The sequence below is a fragment of the Pseudoalteromonas sp. SR41-4 genome, from assembly GCF_014163985.1.
Lineage (GTDB): Bacteria > Pseudomonadota > Gammaproteobacteria > Enterobacterales > Alteromonadaceae > Pseudoalteromonas > Pseudoalteromonas rhizosphaerae.
In genome coordinates this window covers 152267-170192 of the sequence record NZ_JACJEI010000004.1, presented here as the reverse complement: position 1 = coordinate 170192, position 17926 = coordinate 152267, and the positions used below count along the sequence as shown (strand labels likewise).

15 protein-coding genes and 1 pseudogene are annotated in these 17926 nt (G+C 38.7%); 7 read left to right on the top strand and 9 right to left on the bottom strand.

Going from position 1 to position 17926, the window contains the following annotated elements; all coding sequences use genetic code 11:
• Positions 1-86 precede the first annotated feature (86 nt).
• The 4 genes and pseudogenes from H5180_RS05015 (at position 87) to H5180_RS05000 (ending at position 3401) form a co-directional block, all read left to right on the top strand.
• Positions 87-935, top strand: coding sequence for a LysR family transcriptional regulator (locus tag H5180_RS05015; protein WP_182731198.1), 849 nt, complete (start codon positions 87-89; stop codon positions 933-935).
• Between the two features lie 109 nt (positions 936-1044).
• Complete coding sequence (locus H5180_RS05010; protein WP_145238966.1) at positions 1045-1332, top strand: helix-turn-helix domain-containing protein; 288 nt, start codon at positions 1045-1047, stop codon at positions 1330-1332.
• Positions 1325-2592 (top strand): annotated as a pseudogene (locus H5180_RS23810) (HipA domain-containing protein). Before H5180_RS05010 ends, H5180_RS23810 begins: the two are co-directional and overlap by 8 nt.
• A gap of 164 nt (positions 2593-2756) precedes the next feature.
• Positions 2757-3401 (top strand): hypothetical protein, encoded by a 645-nt coding sequence (locus H5180_RS05000; protein ID WP_145238969.1) that lies wholly within the window; start codon positions 2757-2759, stop codon positions 3399-3401.
• Between the two features lie 188 nt (positions 3402-3589).
• On the opposite strand, the gene nhaR is transcribed toward H5180_RS05000, so the two are convergent.
• Positions 3590-4483, bottom strand: coding sequence for a transcriptional activator NhaR (gene nhaR, locus H5180_RS04995; protein ID WP_182731201.1), 894 nt, complete (start codon positions 4481-4483; stop codon positions 3590-3592).
• A 108-nt stretch (positions 4484-4591) separates the two neighbouring features.
• Between nhaR and H5180_RS04990 the strand changes: the two genes are divergently transcribed.
• Positions 4592-4903 (top strand): hypothetical protein, encoded by a 312-nt coding sequence (locus H5180_RS04990; protein ID WP_145238975.1) that lies wholly within the window; start codon positions 4592-4594, stop codon positions 4901-4903.
• A gap of 181 nt (positions 4904-5084) precedes the next feature.
• Here H5180_RS04990 and H5180_RS04985 read toward each other — a convergent pair whose 3' ends face one another.
• The 3 genes from H5180_RS04985 to H5180_RS04975 form a co-directional block, all read right to left on the bottom strand.
• On the bottom strand, positions 5085-7436 hold the full coding sequence (locus H5180_RS04985) for a S9 family peptidase (protein ID WP_182757817.1): 2352 nt from the start codon (positions 7434-7436) through the stop codon (positions 5085-5087).
• Between the two features lie 196 nt (positions 7437-7632).
• Positions 7633-8274: a thiopurine S-methyltransferase gene (gene tmpT, locus H5180_RS04980; RefSeq protein WP_182757816.1), complete on the bottom strand. Its 642-nt coding sequence runs from the start codon at positions 8272-8274 to the stop codon at positions 7633-7635.
• A 9-nt stretch (positions 8275-8283) separates the two neighbouring features.
• A complete protein-coding gene (locus H5180_RS04975) occupies positions 8284-8775 on the bottom strand; it encodes a DUF2938 domain-containing protein (RefSeq protein WP_145238984.1) in 492 nt (163 codons plus the stop codon).
• 100 nt (positions 8776-8875) lie between these two features.
• On the opposite strand from H5180_RS04975, the gene H5180_RS23535 reads away from it, so the two are divergent.
• Positions 8876-9766 carry a LysR family transcriptional regulator gene (locus H5180_RS23535; RefSeq protein WP_257326690.1) on the top strand — a complete coding sequence of 297 codons (891 nt, stop codon included), beginning with the start codon at positions 8876-8878 and terminating at the stop codon, positions 9764-9766.
• Here the strand turns inward: H5180_RS23535 and H5180_RS04965 are convergent.
• From H5180_RS04965 to rmuC, 3 genes are read right to left on the bottom strand one after another with little or no spacing between them, the layout of a single operon-like run.
• A complete protein-coding gene (locus tag H5180_RS04965) occupies positions 9763-10341 on the bottom strand; it encodes a DJ-1/PfpI family protein (RefSeq protein ID WP_145238987.1) in 579 nt (192 codons plus the stop codon). The genes H5180_RS23535 and H5180_RS04965 overlap by 4 nt on opposite strands.
• 16 nt (positions 10342-10357) lie before the next feature.
• Positions 10358-11269 carry a hypothetical protein gene (locus tag H5180_RS23530; protein WP_259397117.1) on the bottom strand — a complete coding sequence of 304 codons (912 nt, stop codon included), beginning with the start codon at positions 11267-11269 and terminating at the stop codon, positions 10358-10360.
• Between the two features lie 5 nt (positions 11270-11274).
• Positions 11275-12744 carry a DNA recombination protein RmuC gene (rmuC, locus tag H5180_RS04955; RefSeq protein ID WP_182757815.1) on the bottom strand — a complete coding sequence of 490 codons (1470 nt, stop codon included), beginning with the start codon at positions 12742-12744 and terminating at the stop codon, positions 11275-11277.
• 215 nt (positions 12745-12959) lie between these two features.
• Between rmuC and H5180_RS04950 the strand changes: the two genes are divergently transcribed.
• Positions 12960-13508 carry a hypothetical protein gene (locus H5180_RS04950; RefSeq protein ID WP_182757814.1) on the top strand — a complete coding sequence of 183 codons (549 nt, stop codon included), beginning with the start codon at positions 12960-12962 and terminating at the stop codon, positions 13506-13508.
• On the opposite strand, the gene H5180_RS04945 is transcribed toward H5180_RS04950, so the two are convergent.
• Positions 13505-16096, bottom strand: coding sequence for a serine/threonine-protein kinase (locus tag H5180_RS04945; protein ID WP_182757813.1), 2592 nt, complete (start codon positions 16094-16096; stop codon positions 13505-13507). The two genes, H5180_RS04950 and H5180_RS04945, sit on opposite strands and share 4 nt — an antisense overlap.
• The gene (locus tag H5180_RS04940; RefSeq protein WP_182757812.1) at positions 16080-17069 is read right to left on the bottom strand and encodes an FHA domain-containing protein; all 990 of its coding nucleotides are present in this window, start codon (positions 17067-17069) and stop codon (positions 16080-16082) included. The genes H5180_RS04945 and H5180_RS04940 overlap by 17 nt, the downstream gene beginning before the upstream one ends.
• Positions 17070-17926 lie beyond the last annotated feature (857 nt).

Sequence of the window (17926 nt, the reverse complement as noted above, 5' to 3'; positions counted from 1 at the left end):
CAGCGGCTTTTCACAAACGAGTTAACCTCAACTATAAGTAAGTTATACTCACCTATAATTAATTTCATCATTTGCGAATATCACTTATGCAAGTATCACTACAAGCGCTTAAAGCCTTTGAAGCTGCGGCGCGTTTAGGCAGCTTTAAAGCCGCCGCTGATGAACTCTCACTCACGCCAACCGCGATTTCACACCATATAAATAATCTTGAAAGCCGTTTAAATGTGGATTTATTTTACCGCCAAGTAAGAAAGATCACTCTCACTCCCACTGGTGAATATTTAAGTGCGGCCACAAGTGACGGCTTTAACCGCATCGACCAAGCACTGGCAACTGTGCAAGCCACAGGGGCAACAGTTAAAATAACCACCACCTCGTCACTGGCCGCCCTGCGCTTAATACCCGCATTGCAGGAATTATCTATAAACCAGCCTAATCTTGAGGTAGATATATCAACCAGTGAAGCCGTTGATAAACAATTGCACACATTACCCATTCGCTTTGGCCAGCAGCGCAATATAAACGCAGATGACATTATAAAAACCGAACAATTTAATCTATTTGGCTCACACAAAGCAGCCGATATCCCATGGCAAAATGGCCCTGTTACGCTGTATACCACAAAATGGAAAAACAACGCCCTGAGTGAGCCACCACTTAAACAATGGCTTACTCAAAACAACTTAGATCCTGCGTTATTTATTATTAAAACCTTTGACCAAGAGCTATTTGGCATTCAAGAAGCTATGGCAGGCTCAGGACTGGTGTTTTGCTCAACCACTCTTGTGCAACGACTTTTAAACACCGAGTTACTTAAAAACTTTAATACTCACGCGGTTGAATCTGAGTTTTGTTATTACATACCCAATAAACAGCGCTTTCAAACCCGAGATACACGCCTAGTTTTAGAATGGGTAGAAGGACTGTTGGATTGATACCGTTAGATTTATGAAACACCATAAATTCACAGTTTATTATGAATTTATGCTATCTCATGGTTATTTCTGGAATAATTCACAGAATACTGTGAATTTTGGATAGGTAATGGAAGTCACGATAAAGTCAGCAAAACAATTAGGTAAATTGGCAAGTATAGTGAGAAAAAGCCAAAAACTTGATCAAAAAACAGCAGGGGAGTTCTCCGGTATTAGCATTAATACAGTGAGTGACTTTGAAAATGGCACAGGTTCGCTATCGATTGGCCGCGCGTTCGATTTAATGGAAGCTTTAGGTTTAGAGGTAAAAATAGACGTAGTTGTACCTCAACACGATGAAAAAGCTAAAAATAAATTAATAACTCAAATCCAGAACATGGTGGCTGGCCATGAATAATAGATCACTCGATGTTTATGCTGGCAAACAGCTCATGGGCCAATTACAAGATAGTAACGGCTTTTGGTCTTTTAAATATGATCAAGCTTGGCTTAACTCGGCGAATAAATTTGCAATAACTCCCAGTATTCAACTGCAAGAGCATGTGATTCTTGATTCTGGTACTACTCGTCCTGTGCAACAGTTTTTTGATAATTTACTGCCAGAAGAAAATGCTCGTGAATTGTTAGCTAAAGAAGTGAGAGTTGATCATGAGGATTCATTTGCTCTACTAACTGCATCCGGTATTGAATCTGCTGGTGCTTTAACCCTATTACCAGAGCATATTGATTTTCCAGCCCCAAGCGCTATACCATTAGCTTTTTCAGAGTTATCTAGTCGTATCAAAAACTTGCCCAGAGCACTGTTAAATAGCCGCCAAAGTAGCCGTATGTCACTTGCTGGGCCGCAACATAAAATGCTGGTTATTAAGCTCGGTGATGAGTTATTTGAAGGAAACGAAGGCACACCTTCAACACATATACTCAAACCCGATCATTCTGAGCCAGACCAATATTGGCAAACGACATGCAATGAGTGGTTTATGATGAAACTAGCGGGACGATTAGGGTTAGATGTACCGAATGTAGAACTCATTTATACGCCGAGCCAGCCTATTTAGTTGAACGCTTTGACCGTACAGGAAGTTACCCTGATCAAGAGCGTAAGCATATTATAGATAGTTGCCAGTTATTAAGTTATAGCAGGCACTCCAAATATTCTGCATCAACGGTTGAAACATACCAGAAAATACTCAATAACGTACGTCCTAAAGCTGCAACGGCCATTAAATTATATCAATGGATTATTTATAATTTATTAGTCGGTAACGGGGATGCGCATTTAAAAAATATCAGTTTTTATTACGAAAACGGGTCTGCGCAAATAACACCGTTTTATGATTTATTAAGCACCATTATTTATGTTCCAGAAGGTGCAAAGCCTCTAGAAGAAGCCTTACCTGTTCCCATAAATGATAAAAAACGTTTCTGTGATGTCAACAAAGCTGATGTTATCGCTTTTGCAAAAGAGCTAGGTATTCCAAACTCTACAGCAGTAAAGCAGCTAAGTTATTTTGTAGAAAATATAGAGAGTGAATTTAGTAACTTATACCAAGAAGTTGAAAATATGCCACCTGCAGATGTGCGCGTAGCCGAGTTAAGAATGTTAAGAGAAGTGCAGTTTTTAGTGGTTAAAGAAATGGTTGGGAAGTTGAGTTAAACTATGTTTAATGGCAACAAACGACAAAACTTGTTTAACCTATGATTTGAACACGTATTGCTAAATTATACTATTAAGCATGTCCTTATCGCAAAGTGCTATTGAAATAATACAAATTACGAAAGCTGTACTGACCATAAAGGATAACAATATGAGGGAAAAGCATGCCCATTTCACCGCATCAAAAGATTATTAATACAATTGTAAGAGAAGCATTTAAACCAATAGGAGTTAAAAGAAAAGGACAATCAAGAGTCTGGCTTGATGATAATGGCCTTTGGACAACTGTAATAGAATTCCAGCCCTCAAGGTGGAAAAAAGGCACCTCTCTCAATATTGCGGTATGCTTTCAATGGTATCCAAAAGAATATTACTCATTTGATGTACGCTTTTTTAGAGAAATAAAGTTTGTTGAGTTTGAATCAGAAGAACAATTTAAACATCAAGTTCAAGTATTAGTAGATGAAGCAAAGCCTATAATTTTACACATTAGAAATTTATTTTCCGATAAAAAATCTTTAAAAGAGCATGTAATTAACAAACTCAATGAGAATAGCTCTATATGGTCAAAATATAATAGAGGTATGGTATGTTTAATAAGTGGTGACATAGACCAAGCTATACAGTTTTTCCAACAAGTTACTGACGATATTGAGGACAGGGAGTGGACTAAAGAAGTAAAAGGTATAGCTCAAAAATTATTAAAAGTACTGGCATCAGAAGAGAACTATTTACCTTTTATCGAAAGTTTAGTTAACAAATCTAGAGAGCTAAAAAAATTAAAGCCTTACAGTATCTCTAAAATATAGAAACAATAACTAAAATGCCATGGGTCATTTATTCCCTCAGCCAATCCCTACAAATTTTTTTGGGTTTCGTTGCACTCTACCCAACCTTTGTAAACCCCCATTACGACTTGATTAAAAAAGCCACACTTCAGAGCAATTAAAGTCTGGCTTTTTAGTGTTTTAACGCGTGTAAAGCTATTAGCTAAAATTTACGTCATTTGGGCATGCTTAATAAATTCATCGTAAATACTGTCTTTAATTAGCCTGTCGGGCGTAAAGGCATAATAATGCTGATAAACATTATTAATTGTACCAATATAGCAAACGTCATAATGGCGCTCAACTTCGGCTCTGACCAAAATAGGCGCAGGGAACACCCCAAATCCTTGCTCACCCAATGCTTTCATTAATGCGCTGTCATCAACATGGCCTGCTATTGATACTTCAATACCCTGTTCTTGCAGCCAATAATGAATAGCACGTGTGACTGGGCTTCCTTTTGCAGGGAGAATTAAAGGCTTATTATTAAGAGATTGTGGAAACTGTTTATATAATTGCGAGTGCCATGTTGCATTGCCAAAGAGAGCTATTTGGCTTTTTCCTATTTCATGACAAAAAGCCTTAAATGGTAATGTGGTATCAAGCGGTTTATCAGCTAAAACTAAGTCGAGCTTATGAACCGTCATTTGCGCGAGCAGCTCATCTTGCTGACCGTCAATGCAATGTAAGTTTGTAATACGCTCGTTATCAATTAAAGGGGCTAGCCACTTAGAAACTAATGATTTTGGTAATACATCCGAAATGCCTACTTTTAGTGTTCGTGACAATTGCGCAATATCACCTTGGGTAGTTTCTAGCCATTCATGGGCAATAGCAAACATATCATCTGTGTATTGCTGAGTGACATGGCCAAACTCAGTTAGTCTTAGCCCTCTGCCTTGGCGAATAAACAGTGGCTTACCTAATCGTTGCTCTAAGTTGGTAATTTGAGAGCTGACCGTTTGCGGCGTTAAGTTGAGTACTTTACTGGCAGCAGCAATACTGCCGTGCTTACTCACTTGCCAAAAATAGTATAAGTGATTGTAGTTTATGTTGGTTATCATTCGAAAAAACCTGTCTTTAAATCAGAAATAATCAGCTTTATCCTTTGTTACTAAGTTAGTAGATTACATCCATGCCTGCAACACAGGTGCTACTAAAGGTGTAATTGCATGAAGCTAAAACTTACGGTTAAAAACAAAACAATTAACTCAAGTGAAAAAATGTCAATTTTGAAATTAGTGAAAAGCCAGTTGGCAAAACATGCTTTAAATATTCGTAAAGTAGATATTCAAATTAATGATCTATTAAACGAGCGGCTGGGTACTTTGCAGCAATGCAAAATCAATATTCTTCTACCTGGTTTGCCAAGCATAAATGTAAATACCAAAGGAAGGAACATGCTACAAGCTATAAAGCGGGCACTAAAAAGTTTGCAGCAAATTCTCGTTAGTAAGTATCAACCTTCGCAACCAAGCTCTTAATTTTTCTTAATATCGCACTTGTAGTGGCACGGATGCTACTTTTTTATTTGCGTAAAGTACGTTTAACACTAAAACGACTCAAACCTTTGACCTTTAACTTTATTTTATAAACCTCACACCATTTTGATTAAAAAAGCCACACACTAACTGTTAGTGTGTGGCTTTTTAGCATCTAACTTTTTTAAAGCGAATACTTATTCAATAAGTTCTTTTCAAAAAAATCGGCCATCATAGTGTGATAGTGCAAGGTGGTACCTTTGCCTTCTCGTAAGCTATGTGAGCGATTTGGATATGAGAAAAACTCAAACTGTTTGTTGTACTTAACAAGCTCGTTAATTAAACGCTCTGAGCCCTGGTAATGAACGTTATCATCCCCTGTGCCGTGAATAAGCAATAGCTTACCGGTTAGGTTTTTGGCAAAGGTAATTGGCGAGGTGTTGTCGTAACTTTCAGGATCGGTATTTGGGTTACCCGCATAACGCTCTTGGTAAATAGTGTCGTATAAACGTATATCTGGCACCGGTGCTGAGGCAATACCGACTTTGAACTTATCGCCATGGCGGAACAATAAGTTAAGGGTTGAGCTGCCACCGCCTGAGTGACCCCATACACCAACACGGTCGGTGTCTATTACATCCCAGCGTTTTGCCATGGCATCAAGCGCATCAACTTGGTCTTGTACAGTGACTGAGCCGATTTTTTTATAAATCGATTTACGCCAATCACGGCCTTTTGGTGCGCGTGTGCCTCGGTTATCAACCGATGCCACAATAAAGCCTTTTTGTGTTAGCAGTGATTTATACAAGTAGCTGTCGCCTTCAAAGCGGTCTTGCACTGTTGAGCCCCACGGTTCGCCATACACGTAAAAAACGATTGGGTATTTTTTACTGTTATTCATGTTTTTAGGGAACATAATGTAGCCGTCAAGCTCGGTGCCGTCGCTCGCATTCACTTTAAAGAACTCGTGGCTTGGTAAGCTTTGCTCAGCCAGTTTTTCTTTCAGCTCTTTATTTTCAACTAAGGTTTTAACATTACTGTGATCGCTTACTTTAATGATCTCTTTAGTTGGCGGCGTGCCAAATTGTGAGTAAGTGTGCATTGCCCATGAGGTATCTTTAGACATGTAATAGCTGTTTGAACCTTGAAATTCAGCAGGCGTTACGCGTACAGGTTTACTACTACCATCCAAAGACGTACTAAATAAATAACGTTGACCTGCATCGTCTGGCGAAGCTGTAAAATACATCACGTTCTTATCTTCGTTTAGCGCCAGCATATCAACAATATCGTAATCACCTGGGGTTAAATCGATAATGGTTTTGCCATCGCGAGATATACGATAAAGGTGACGCCAGCCGTCGCGCTCGCTGTGCCAAATAAAGAACTTACCATCTTTTGACCAGTTGGCTTTGTAAAACCACTCGATAAAAGCATCGTCTTTATCTTCTAAAATTTTGGTCAATTGCTGTTTTTGCCAATCGAACAGCCAAACCTTGTTGTGGTTTTGCGGGCGATTTAAGTCTTGGATCATTAATTCCTTGCCGGTGCCTGCCCAGCTAATACGAGGAATATAGCGGTCGCGGTTATCGCCTTCAAGTTTGGCCCAACGGGTTTTCTTATCAGCAAGGCTAACAACCCCCACGCGTACTGCCGAGTTAGTTTCACCGGCTTTTGGGTAAGGAAACTCTTTTAAAGTAGGGTAAAGCTCGTCGGTGTTATTGATCATGGTGAAAAACTTAACGCCGCTGGTATCTAGCTGCCAATAGGCGATTGATTTGTTATCTGGGCTCCAACGAAAGCCATCAGCAATGCTGAATTCTTCTTCGTAAACCCAATCAAAGTTACCATTAACGATTTTAGCGCTGCCATCGGTTGTAAGCGCTGTTACTTTGTTGCTGCCAACCGCTTGCATATAAATGTTGTTATCACGCACGTAAGCTACTTTTGAGCTGTCTGGTGAGAATTTAGCAAACATCAGTTTTTTAGGTTCTGGTTGCTCACCGCCGAGTTGCTGTAATTTATTGGTTTCAAGGTTTAAGAGCCAAAAATCACCACGGCTGCGAGAGCGCCACACTTGCTCGCTATTGGTAAATACCATCAACCATTTGCCGTCTTTTGACCACTGGTAGCTTTCGATTGCAAATGGCTCATCTGCGCCCTCTGGCAGTAGTTTTTCAAACTCAACTAGAACTTTGCGGCCAGTACCATCGGCGTTGTAAAATACAATGTCGTTGCCTTTTACACCGTGCTCTTTTTCGTCATCTGCTTTGGCATTTTCAGCGTCGTCTTTTTTATCTTTTTCGCTTCCACGTTCTTCAAGCACGGTGTAGCCGGTGCCATCATCAAGCCATTTAAAGTAAGTGCTACGCTGCGCTTTGAAATATTTATCTTTATAGATTTGTTCAAGCGACAGTGGATTGCTAATTTGATTCATCGTTGTTGTAGCCGTGACGTTGTGTGTTACCGAACAGCCTGATAGCGACAGCCCAGCCAATACCGACAGGACAAGCCCTGAGGTTTTGATTATATTCATTATATGATCCTAAAAGTGCTGTTATTAGTTATTGTATTTGTTCAAATGGTTGAGGAAGTGACAAAATGATTCGCTCGTAAAACTGAGCAAGGTTAACTACAGATACTTTCGCAAAGTTTGCATATAAGATCAGAACGTTCATCGCAAGCATTCATCCATTGACCCCAAACATTACATGCAATATACAACATAAAGTTTAATCTTTTTTGTTTAACTGCCAAACAACTATATTTGCCGGTACAACGCCTTTAACTCCATTCGCAATAGCTTCACATCTAATTAGTTGTAGCGAATAAGCATGGTGATAGTGATCAAATACCTCTTGAGCGCTAATACTGTATGGTGTGCCATCGCGTTTAGACTGATCATATACACAACAAATAAGTAGCTGTGGTGCTTTTTGTGTGATCATCACTACATGCCTGCTATATTTTTTACGTAGTGTAAAAGGCAGGGCTACTAATGATCCGCGATCATATGTAACATCAACAGATCCAAGTAAGTTGGCGGTTAGTGCAAAAATATCTCCCACCCAAATAGCCAAATTATCCGCACTATACAGTTTAAACTTGTCGTGCACCGTTACTGTAGGTGTAACATTTAAAGAGCCAAATAGTTGTTTAATGGCGCTTTCACAGAGCTCAACGCCCACAACCTGTATATTCTGCTCGAGTAGCCATGCAATGTCGTTTGTTTTACCACATAAAGGCACGAAAACTCGGCCATTTTGAGGAATTTTCAAGTTAGTAAAATAACGATCTAAGTATGGATTTACTCGGCTTTCATGAAAACCAATATCATTGTTTTTCCAACGATTTAACCAATAATCAGCAGACATAGTAGCTCCTCAAAATAGCAATAAAACAAGCGAGCTGATATAAATTCCTGCACCAAATACACAATGTGATACACAGCTTTTAACTCTGGCCGACGCTGGTCTTGGCGTTTTACTCGCAGCAATACCCAGCCCAAGCGCAGGTTGCATAATAAAAAAAGGCATACATACTGTGGCTAAACCAAATATAAGGGCGGGTATTAGGCGGGGGGATACTAGCCAGTCATTTGACATAACCAATAAAAAAGTAAAACTAAAAATAACGCCTATTACATAATGGATAAACCAACCGATTGCGCATTCGCCTTTTTGCGATGGCGCTTTGTTTATTGCTGTATGTTTAAATTGACCACTTCGCATCAAGCTTATCCAGCGACCGACCATACAAAAGTTTAAAGATGGCACGCCAAACACTTTCGCAAGTAATAGCGACCAACTATCAAGCACTGCTGTTGCGCCTACACCGATAACAATAACAGCTACCCAATTAATACTGTGTTCCATAAAAATACTCTTTAACAAGAAAACCTAAGAGCAATGATATAGACTTACTAAAATGTTAAATATAAAGCTTTAATCAAACTTAAATTGCAAAAGTGGAATCATGCTAGATGATATAGTGCTGTTTGTGCACATAGTACAACAAGGAGGATTGTCTCAAGCGGGGGAGTATTTATCGCTGCCTGCGGCAACAGTTACGCGGCGTTTACAGCGCCTTGAATCTCGCCTTGGGCAAAAACTGCTGCATCGCTCTGCACGCCAATGCACACTCACACAACAAGGACAGGTGTACTATCAAAGTTATGCCAACTTAGTTGAGCAATTTGAACAAACTCGTTATCAACTCAATCAACAAAAAGAACAACTTAGTGGTAAGCTAAAAGTGCTCGCGCCACTGAATATCTGTCATGGTTTTTTAAAGCCGATGTGGTTGTCGTTTTGCAAGAAATACCCTGATATTCAGTTGGAGCTGATTTTAAGTAATCAACTTGACGATATTATTAAAAACCAAGCTGATTTAGCGCTCAGGATCGGCCCTCAAGCTGATTCGTTATTACAGCAAAAAAAGCTCGCAGAAGCCGACTCTATCTTAGTCGCATCACCTGAGTACCTAACAAATGCAGCAAAACTTGTTGAACCGAACGATTTAAAACATCACCGTTTAATTGGTACAACACTTAGAAATAAATGGCTATTAACGAACACGCAATCATGTGCTACTTACACACACATGTGCCGCTTTAAAAGCATTTATAACGATACTGGCTTTGTAAAATATCAAGTTGCGGATCATCAAGGTATCGGTTTGTTACCGCGCTTTGAAATTATAAATGAACTACAAACAAAAGAGTTAGTTAGAGTATTGCCACTATGGCAAAGCCTGCCGCGAGAAATTTATGCCATTTGGCCAAGTGGTCGTTTACTTAGTAAAAAAGCGGTTTGTCTTAGAGATTATATGCATAACTTTATCAGTGAACAGTTACCGAACAGTTAAATTTTTTTGTGCCACTGGTACTGCATTTGTTTTGCCGTAAGCTCTGCAAGCTCAGGGCTCCCCAGCTCAGCAACTAATTGCAAGCTCATATCAATTCCTGCAGAAATACCCGCTGAAGTGGTGAATTTATCTTGTGATACCCAGCGCTTATTACTGATCACATTTAACCGAGGGAACATATTAGCGAGATCCGCAAGATCTTCCCAATGCGTGGTAACCGTTAAGCCATCGAGTAAACCCGCTTTGGCCAGTAAAAAAGCGCCTGTACACACTGAGGCAACTTTAGCAGTAGCACCAGCGGTTTCTCGTATCCAGTTTATTACGGCAGGTTTTTCAAGTTCAACAGTGTGTACACCACCAACAACAATGAGCAAATCAATAGCGGGGTGATCAACAAAACTGTAATGGGGGTTTACACTAAAACCACCGCGCGCCATAACAGGTGTATTGTTTTCAGCAATAAGACACACCTGCCAATCGTTATTAGCGAGTCGTTTAGCGGTACTAAACACCTCGAATGGGCCTGAAAAATCCAGCACTTCGGCATCATCGTAAATATAAATACCAATGTTCATCGCTTGCTTGCCTTATCTACTTTGCTTCATTCACGTCAAACAGTAATTTTAACCACCTTAAATCTTTAGCATCTAAGTGCGCTTGTTTATGTAGCGACGAGTCATCATAAACTTCTTTATAAACATGACAAATAGCTGCTTCAGTCAGCTCTCGCCAAGTATCATTAGCTAATTCAGGAATAGATCCATCAGCTAAGTTAAAACTAGTTAAGGGATCATGTTCCGCTTCGGTTGTTCTTAATGTAAGTGCTAGTTCTTGTAAAATAGGGTTAATAACTTGCACTGTATTCGAGGCTTCAAACTCTTGTATTATACTATTTTGTGCTTCTTTTACTGCTTTTTCGAGCTGATACTGTGATAACTTATCGCCAGATGCGCGTATACCATATTTATTAAATAGCCCAGTAAAACTAGGTAAGACCGCTTTTGCAGCAATCGCCGCACCAATAGCAGGGTTTGCAATAGCAGCAAGGCCGCCAACTAATAACATGCCATAAGTAAGCTTTCGATCTAACGCGTCGATGTCATTGGCAAGTGATTGCAAGGTGTTAGTGCGCTCTGCAGCTTGCTGTAGCATTATTTCATTAGTACTATTTAACATGTACAGCCTAAGCCCAGCTTCAGCATGCTCATTAGGAAAATGAAAAATGCGCCGCTTGGGTAGATTATTCACTTCTGGTACACCGTTAGGTAAACAACGCATAGTATGTAAAGCAAACTTATACTCTGATAATTCAAAAGGAATTACAAAATAGTGCTTTTCGTCAAATGATATCGGACTTACTTTTCCACAATGTTCTAACGATATGAAAATAGGTAATCCATTGACCTTTTCTTTGGCTAAAACATAGCCTTTATTAAGCTCATCAGTAAACTTATCTGATACCGATTTTAGCGTTGCAATTCCTTTGTTTAACAGCTGTTTCATTTTCTCTATTGATCCAATTCAAGGTGAGCTCTCTCAACACTTTCCTGAGGTAACTCTTTTTGCACCGACACCCCTAACTCTTTAAATTCAGATGCTTGTTTAATTAAATTGCCTTTTCCGCGATATAACTGCGAAAACGCTTTGTCATAACTTTCTTTGGCTTTATCTAGTTGCTTACCAACGCCTTCCATACTGGTTAAAAAGCCGTTGAGCTTGTTATAAAAACGTTCGGCGCGGTTTGCCAATTCTTTGGAGTATTTAGTTTGCTCCTCAAAGCGCCATAACTGTTTCACGATATTTAAGCTGGTTAAGAGGGTAGTGGGGGTGGCAACCAGAATGTTCTTTTCTATCGCTTGTTGGTAAATATCACTTTGGTATTTAAGGGCTTCAACAAAAGCTGATTCTATCGGCACAAACATCACTACCACTTCAGGAGAGTTAAGCCCAGTTAAGCGATCATATGATTTACTCGCCAGCTCATTAATACGCGCTTTTACAGCCTCAACATGCTCTTTAATTGCTTGTTGAGCCTGCAGTTCATTATCTGCATTTACGTAGCGAGTGTAAGCGTTTAGCGAAGTTTTAGCGTCAATCACTAAATGCCGACCTTGAGGCAAATACACCACCACGTCAGGGCGCAGGCGGCCTTCTTCGGTATTAAACGATACCTCGCGTTTATAATCAGTACCAGCGCGCAGTCCTGCGCTGTCTAACACGTTTTCAAGCATTAATTCGCCCCAATTACCTTGGGTTTTCTTTTGCCCTTGCAATGCGTTACTGAGCCTGTCTGCTTGCTCAGTGATTGCTTGGCTTTTCGCTTGTAGATGTAATAACTCTATTTTCAGAGCTTCACGTTGTTTTACATCTTCAACATGAATTGATTCCAATTTATCCCTGAAGCCTTTTAGCTCACCTTGGACAGGTTTTAACAGCTGCTCAATACTTTCTTGATTAAGGACTTTAAATTTTTGCGATTTTTCTTCGAGTATTTGATTAGCAAGGTTTTCAAACTCTTTTTTAAGCTGCTCTTTGCTTTCTTTAATATGTTGTAACTGCTGCTCAAAATGGCTTTGCTTTTGCTCAAGCATAGTGCGCATATTATTGAGCTCAACATCACGGGCATTGTATTCGCTTCGTAGTGTTGTTAAATCAGCTTCAGCCTTGCGCCAATAATGATTGTATTGCTGGCTTTGCTTTTCTTGCTCAGTGAAGCGGGTTTTATAGTGCTGAGTTTCGTCGCGTTGTTCTTGGTGGCTTTGTTTAAGTAAATCGTGTTCATCTATCAAGGCAGTATATTGCTGCTGTTTTTCATTGGACTGTGTTTGCAATAAAGCTAGTTGTTGCTGCTGCTCACTTAGCTCTGCTGTTAATCGCTTACTACGGCTTGCATTAATAACACTAAAAAGCACCGCGCCAACACTAAAACCAATTCCAACACTTACCCAATCAATGTCTGTAAGTAACTGTATATACATAAATAAACTTTAATTAGCCAAAAGACAGTTCATGATAGCCAATCTAAAAATACCAAGATAGGTTTTTTTACTTTTTTATGACCCTAAAAATTATTACAGGACATTACAAAATACTCATCTTAATTCGTTATATAAACTATTTTATTCTACACTCAGAATAATTATAAAAACCAACAAGTGGTTTTTACTTATACAACAATACAAGGACTGAAAAAATGAACGAAATCAATACCCCAAATATTGAAGTGCAATGTAAAGCAGATAACTACTTTTCCGTTAAAACGTTAACTGTATTACCTCATACTCAAGAAAATTGGTTAACGTTTTTCAATAGCGAAACAAACCCAACTGAATCACTAAGTGTTTTATTTAATAATGCTAAAAATAACGATGCAAAAAGCATTGAGAAAAAACAATACGTAGAGCTTATTATCAGCCTAGATCCATCAGTGGCTGCCGATTGGGAATTTTATGGGAATGGCGTTGAATATTGTGGTGCAGATAGCAATTGCCAATATAATATCTCTACCGAGATCACAGATGGCAACACTTTAGTTTTAACAATTGCTCAAGTAGAACCAACCTACGAATTTTTAGGTGTCGATAAAGACAACCTTGAAAAAGTTGTTGAAGTAACCGAAGGCAAAGAAACTGAGTATTTACCTATTTCGTTTAGGTATACAGCTAAACACGTACCTTCGGGCAAAATTTACATGTCACAAGATCCTAAAATCATTGTTCGTAGGCCGGGTGCAACTCTTTAATTTAAAACACTAGCACAACTAAAAGAGGAGTCATATTGCTGCATTAACGCAATAAACTCTTCTTTTTGGCACCAAGATTTAAACCAGGGTAAATTAAACCACATCGGGTGATAGCCTATCGCTAATGACTTTTCTATATACATTAACGCTGACTGATACTCACCAATCACACTATACACAAGCGCTGCAGTGAACACATATTCATTATGATCTGACGCAATACTAATTGCCTTATTTAATGCTTGTAAGGCAAATTTGGCTTCGCCAAGTTGGCTATATGCTTGCGCGACTTCTAAATAACTATCAAGGGTGTGTTGATTTTGCGTAAGCTCAACAACTTTTAAATAATTAGCTGGGTATGATTCCACCAGATTAAGTGCCTTTTGAGTGTCAGCTAAGTTGAGTCTAAATCCTACATGCCCCGGGTTTATATCAACCGCATGCTGAGCAACTATTAACGCTGGCTCAAACTCCCCTTGCAAAGAATAAGCAATACTTAAATTACTTAAATTCGTGCTATCAGGTTTAATTGCTATCGACTGGTTATATTGTTTTATAGCAATAGCTAAATCACCTTCGGTAAGAGCAATATCGGCCAATAATTGATTTGCCATGTAGTTTTGAGGACTTACGTTTATAACTTCATTAAGCAGCTGCTTTGCCTCTTCAATTTGACCTTGCCACCACAGTACTTGCGCCAAATTCTGTTTTATAATTGGGCTGACACGTATTTTTAATGCAAGTTCAAACGCCTGTTGTGCTTCAGGCAACTGATCTTGTTGTAAATATAATAAACCCTGTAACTCATAAAGCGTTAATGTATTAGCTCCAACTTGCTCAGCTTTAGTCAAGTACTGTTTAGCCGCTAACCAATCTTGTCTAGCAACCGCGATTAGCATTGCATTTTTAGCAAATGCAGGGGTGTTTTGATACGCAGTTGGTGAGTTAAAAAGTAACTTATTGGCAATATCTAAATACTCTGTTTGCTGTGATTGCTGATACAAACTCAGTGCGACTTCACGTAGTAACTCATAATTGGCATATAACTGCGGGGTTTGTTCAATAGCCTCTTTAATACGCATAAATAATTGCTCAGTGTAATCACCTACTTGCTGCACTTTTTGATAAAGCTCTATATGCTCAATTTGTACTTTGTCACTAAGTTGCGCCATTGCAATATATTTACTATCAAAATCAGGAAAAAGAGCTGTTAATTGCTGACTGCTTGAATGGTACATTTGACTATAGTTATCAGTAATAATCGGCCATTGCTTGCGCGCTTTTACCGTCCAATTTGGCGCCTCGAGCCGAACTAACGTTAAATAGCATTGTGGTTGCATACAATTAAGCTCAGCGGTCACCACTTCTTGTGCTCCCGTTGCTTGCTTTAATTTATGTAACTTATCTGCAAAAGTAAGTTTAGCCTTGCCGCTTTGTACAATAGGCGCAACCTCATCCTGCGAAATAAGATTTAACTGCTTACTATTAATAATACTTTGCCTAATAGCATCATCAATTGTGGCTTTGAGCATATTTGTATCTGCGGATAACAGTGCGGCTGATTTTACCACCGGAGGTAAAAATGCAACATAGTGCTCTGCTGGTTTATGTACTTGCAGCTTATACATTAATCCTGTTGCAACCACGGCTATGCAAAGCAAAGTCCCTAAAAAAACAGTCTTTTTAGGCGGTTTTTTTTGTAATGCGAGTTGCTCTAGTGGAACTGTGTCTTGCGCCAAAATTTCTTGCTGTTTAATAGCTATAATAACGGCTTGTAACTTACGCTCTACACTTTGAGCATCAACAGGGCGGCGGTCTTTTTTTCGTTGTAATAATTGATTTAGTAAATCACATAATTCATTAGGTAACTTGGGAATGATCTCATGTGCATTACACGCTTTACCGTTGGCAATATTATTAGCAATCGTTTGCGCAGATCCTTCACCAAATGGATGACGGCCACTAATAAACATATAGGCCAGCATACCAAAAGAAAATAAATCACTGCGAAAATCTAACGGCTGTTTATTAAGCTGCTCAGGCGACATCGCACTAGCACTGCCACAACTGGATTCATCACGTTGCTCACTAAGCGGCTTATTTTGTAATGTTGCAATACCAAAATCAGTGATTTTTAATTCATTTTTATCAATTAAAATATTGCTAGGCTTTAAATCACAATGCATCACATCTTGACTATGGGCATGGGTTAGACCAGCACACAGTTGTGCTAATAAATTAAGCTTTTCGGAGAGTGTGGTGACGTGCTGATGTTGAAACTGCTGTAATGTTTTACCTTTTAAGTACTCCATTACAATACAAATTTGCTGCTCATACAAAAGTACATCGTGTATTTGTACAATATTTGGGTGATTCAAACGGGCAAGCAGCTGTGCTTCAACCAAGGGATCGCTATGTTCTACTGAGTGCTCAGTAGGCTTTAATAATTTAATCGCAACATAGCGCTTTAAACGTGTATCCTCTGCAAGATACACACTTCCCATTCCTCCTTGGTTAAGTAGCTTAATTAATTTATAGTTAGTGATGACTTTATTAAATTTTAATACTGTTTCATGCTCTAACGACATCCGAGGTACTCTCTAATTCACACCCTTTATAAATCATAAAGGATGCACCAGCAAACCGCACTTTTCGCAATTGTCTTTCGATTATATTTTCAGCATCATGAACATTGACTAGAACTTCTGAAAACTGCTTACGAGCACGATGTATCTGTATATTTAAATAGCGCATGTCGACACCTAAATCTTTCACTAATTGCTCCGTATTTACCCAACCTTGGTTAGCTGGTAATACTCCTTTTTTAGCATCTAAAGCTCTATAGCGCGCTAAATTTAAGGTTAAATAGTGATGGCAGCGAACATGCAAATCAAAATCTTTATTATTTTTGTGATGTTGAACTTTTAATTCTGATGTTTCTTCGTCCAAACTTAGGTTAAAAATAAAGTCTAAATCACTTATATACAATTGTGGTACAGAGCTCATCTGGGTTGCAACTTCCAGATGGCTAGAAAGAAACATCCATTGTTTGCCACCTAAGGTAATAATACTATGATCTTCTAAGACTTCTCGTATCGTAAACTCATCATCGTGTAATGATTCTAACAACCATTGGCCGCTACTTTGCTCAAAAACAACCACGCTATCAGGTTGCTGCTCTGGCAATAGGTGGTAATGATTAAGCTTAATTGTCTCGGCTGTTTTACTTTGCTCGTCATCTAACTTAATTAATTGATCTGTAGGTGGACTGAGATCTTTAACTACATAAGTAACCTCTGAATTACCGGCAAAATAAATCTTATCGCCAATACTTAATTCTTCAGAGTCATCCTTCACCAAACGCTTATGATTTAACCAAGTACCATTCAGGCTTAAGTCACGGATATACCACTTCCCATTCAACCACTCAATAATGGTGTGTATTTTCGACACGCTTAGATCGTTGACAAGTGTATCTACAGAATATTGAAACCGCCCAAAACTATGATGCGCATATAAAAAACAATATTCGCTTGTATGTTTATTAATTAAATAAGCCATTATCACTACCTTTAAAGAATGACGAGGTATGTGTCTAACTATTGATATTACAATCAATTCTCCATAATAGACACAACCGAATCAAAATGAAACAAAAAATTAACATTTAATGAATTCATAGATTTATCCGCAAACAATTGCGGCCAGATAACAGTATTTTAGAAATAAAAAGGCAAAATAAACATTACGTACTATTACAGCAATCTTTTATTAAAGGGATAAGTAAAAAGAGTGAAATATAAAAAAAGCCAGCTTAAGGTAGGCTGGCCTAATATTACTAAGATAAGTAACTAAAACTTGGGAATCAACATGATGCCTGCGGAAACTGCAATTTAACAACAAGCATAATAGTAGACGCCCCTAAGTTAACTTAGTTCAAAAATAAATTTAAATTTATTGAAATAATGCAACGGCTCCCAATTGCAGACATAAAAAAAGCCAGCTCAAGGTGAGCTGGCCTAATATTACTAAAATAAGTAACTAAAACTAGGGAATCAACATGATGCCTGCGTTGACTGCAATTCAACAACAAGCAAAAGAGTAGACGCCCTCAGGCTGCTTTAGTTCAAAATCAATTTAAAATTGATGAAAACAATACTGCATGCGCCAAATAGCAGGCATAAAAAAAGCCAGCTCAAAATGGGCTGGCTCAATCATTACTAAAACTAGTAACCAAATAGGGGGAAATCAACATGATGCTTATGTAAACTGCAATTCAACAATAAGCATAAGAGTAGACGCCCTCAAACTACTTTAGTTCAAAAATAAATTTAAATTTATTGAAATAATGCAACGGCTCCCAATTGCAGGCATAAAAAAAGCCAGCTCAAAATGGGCTGGCTCAATCATTACTAAAA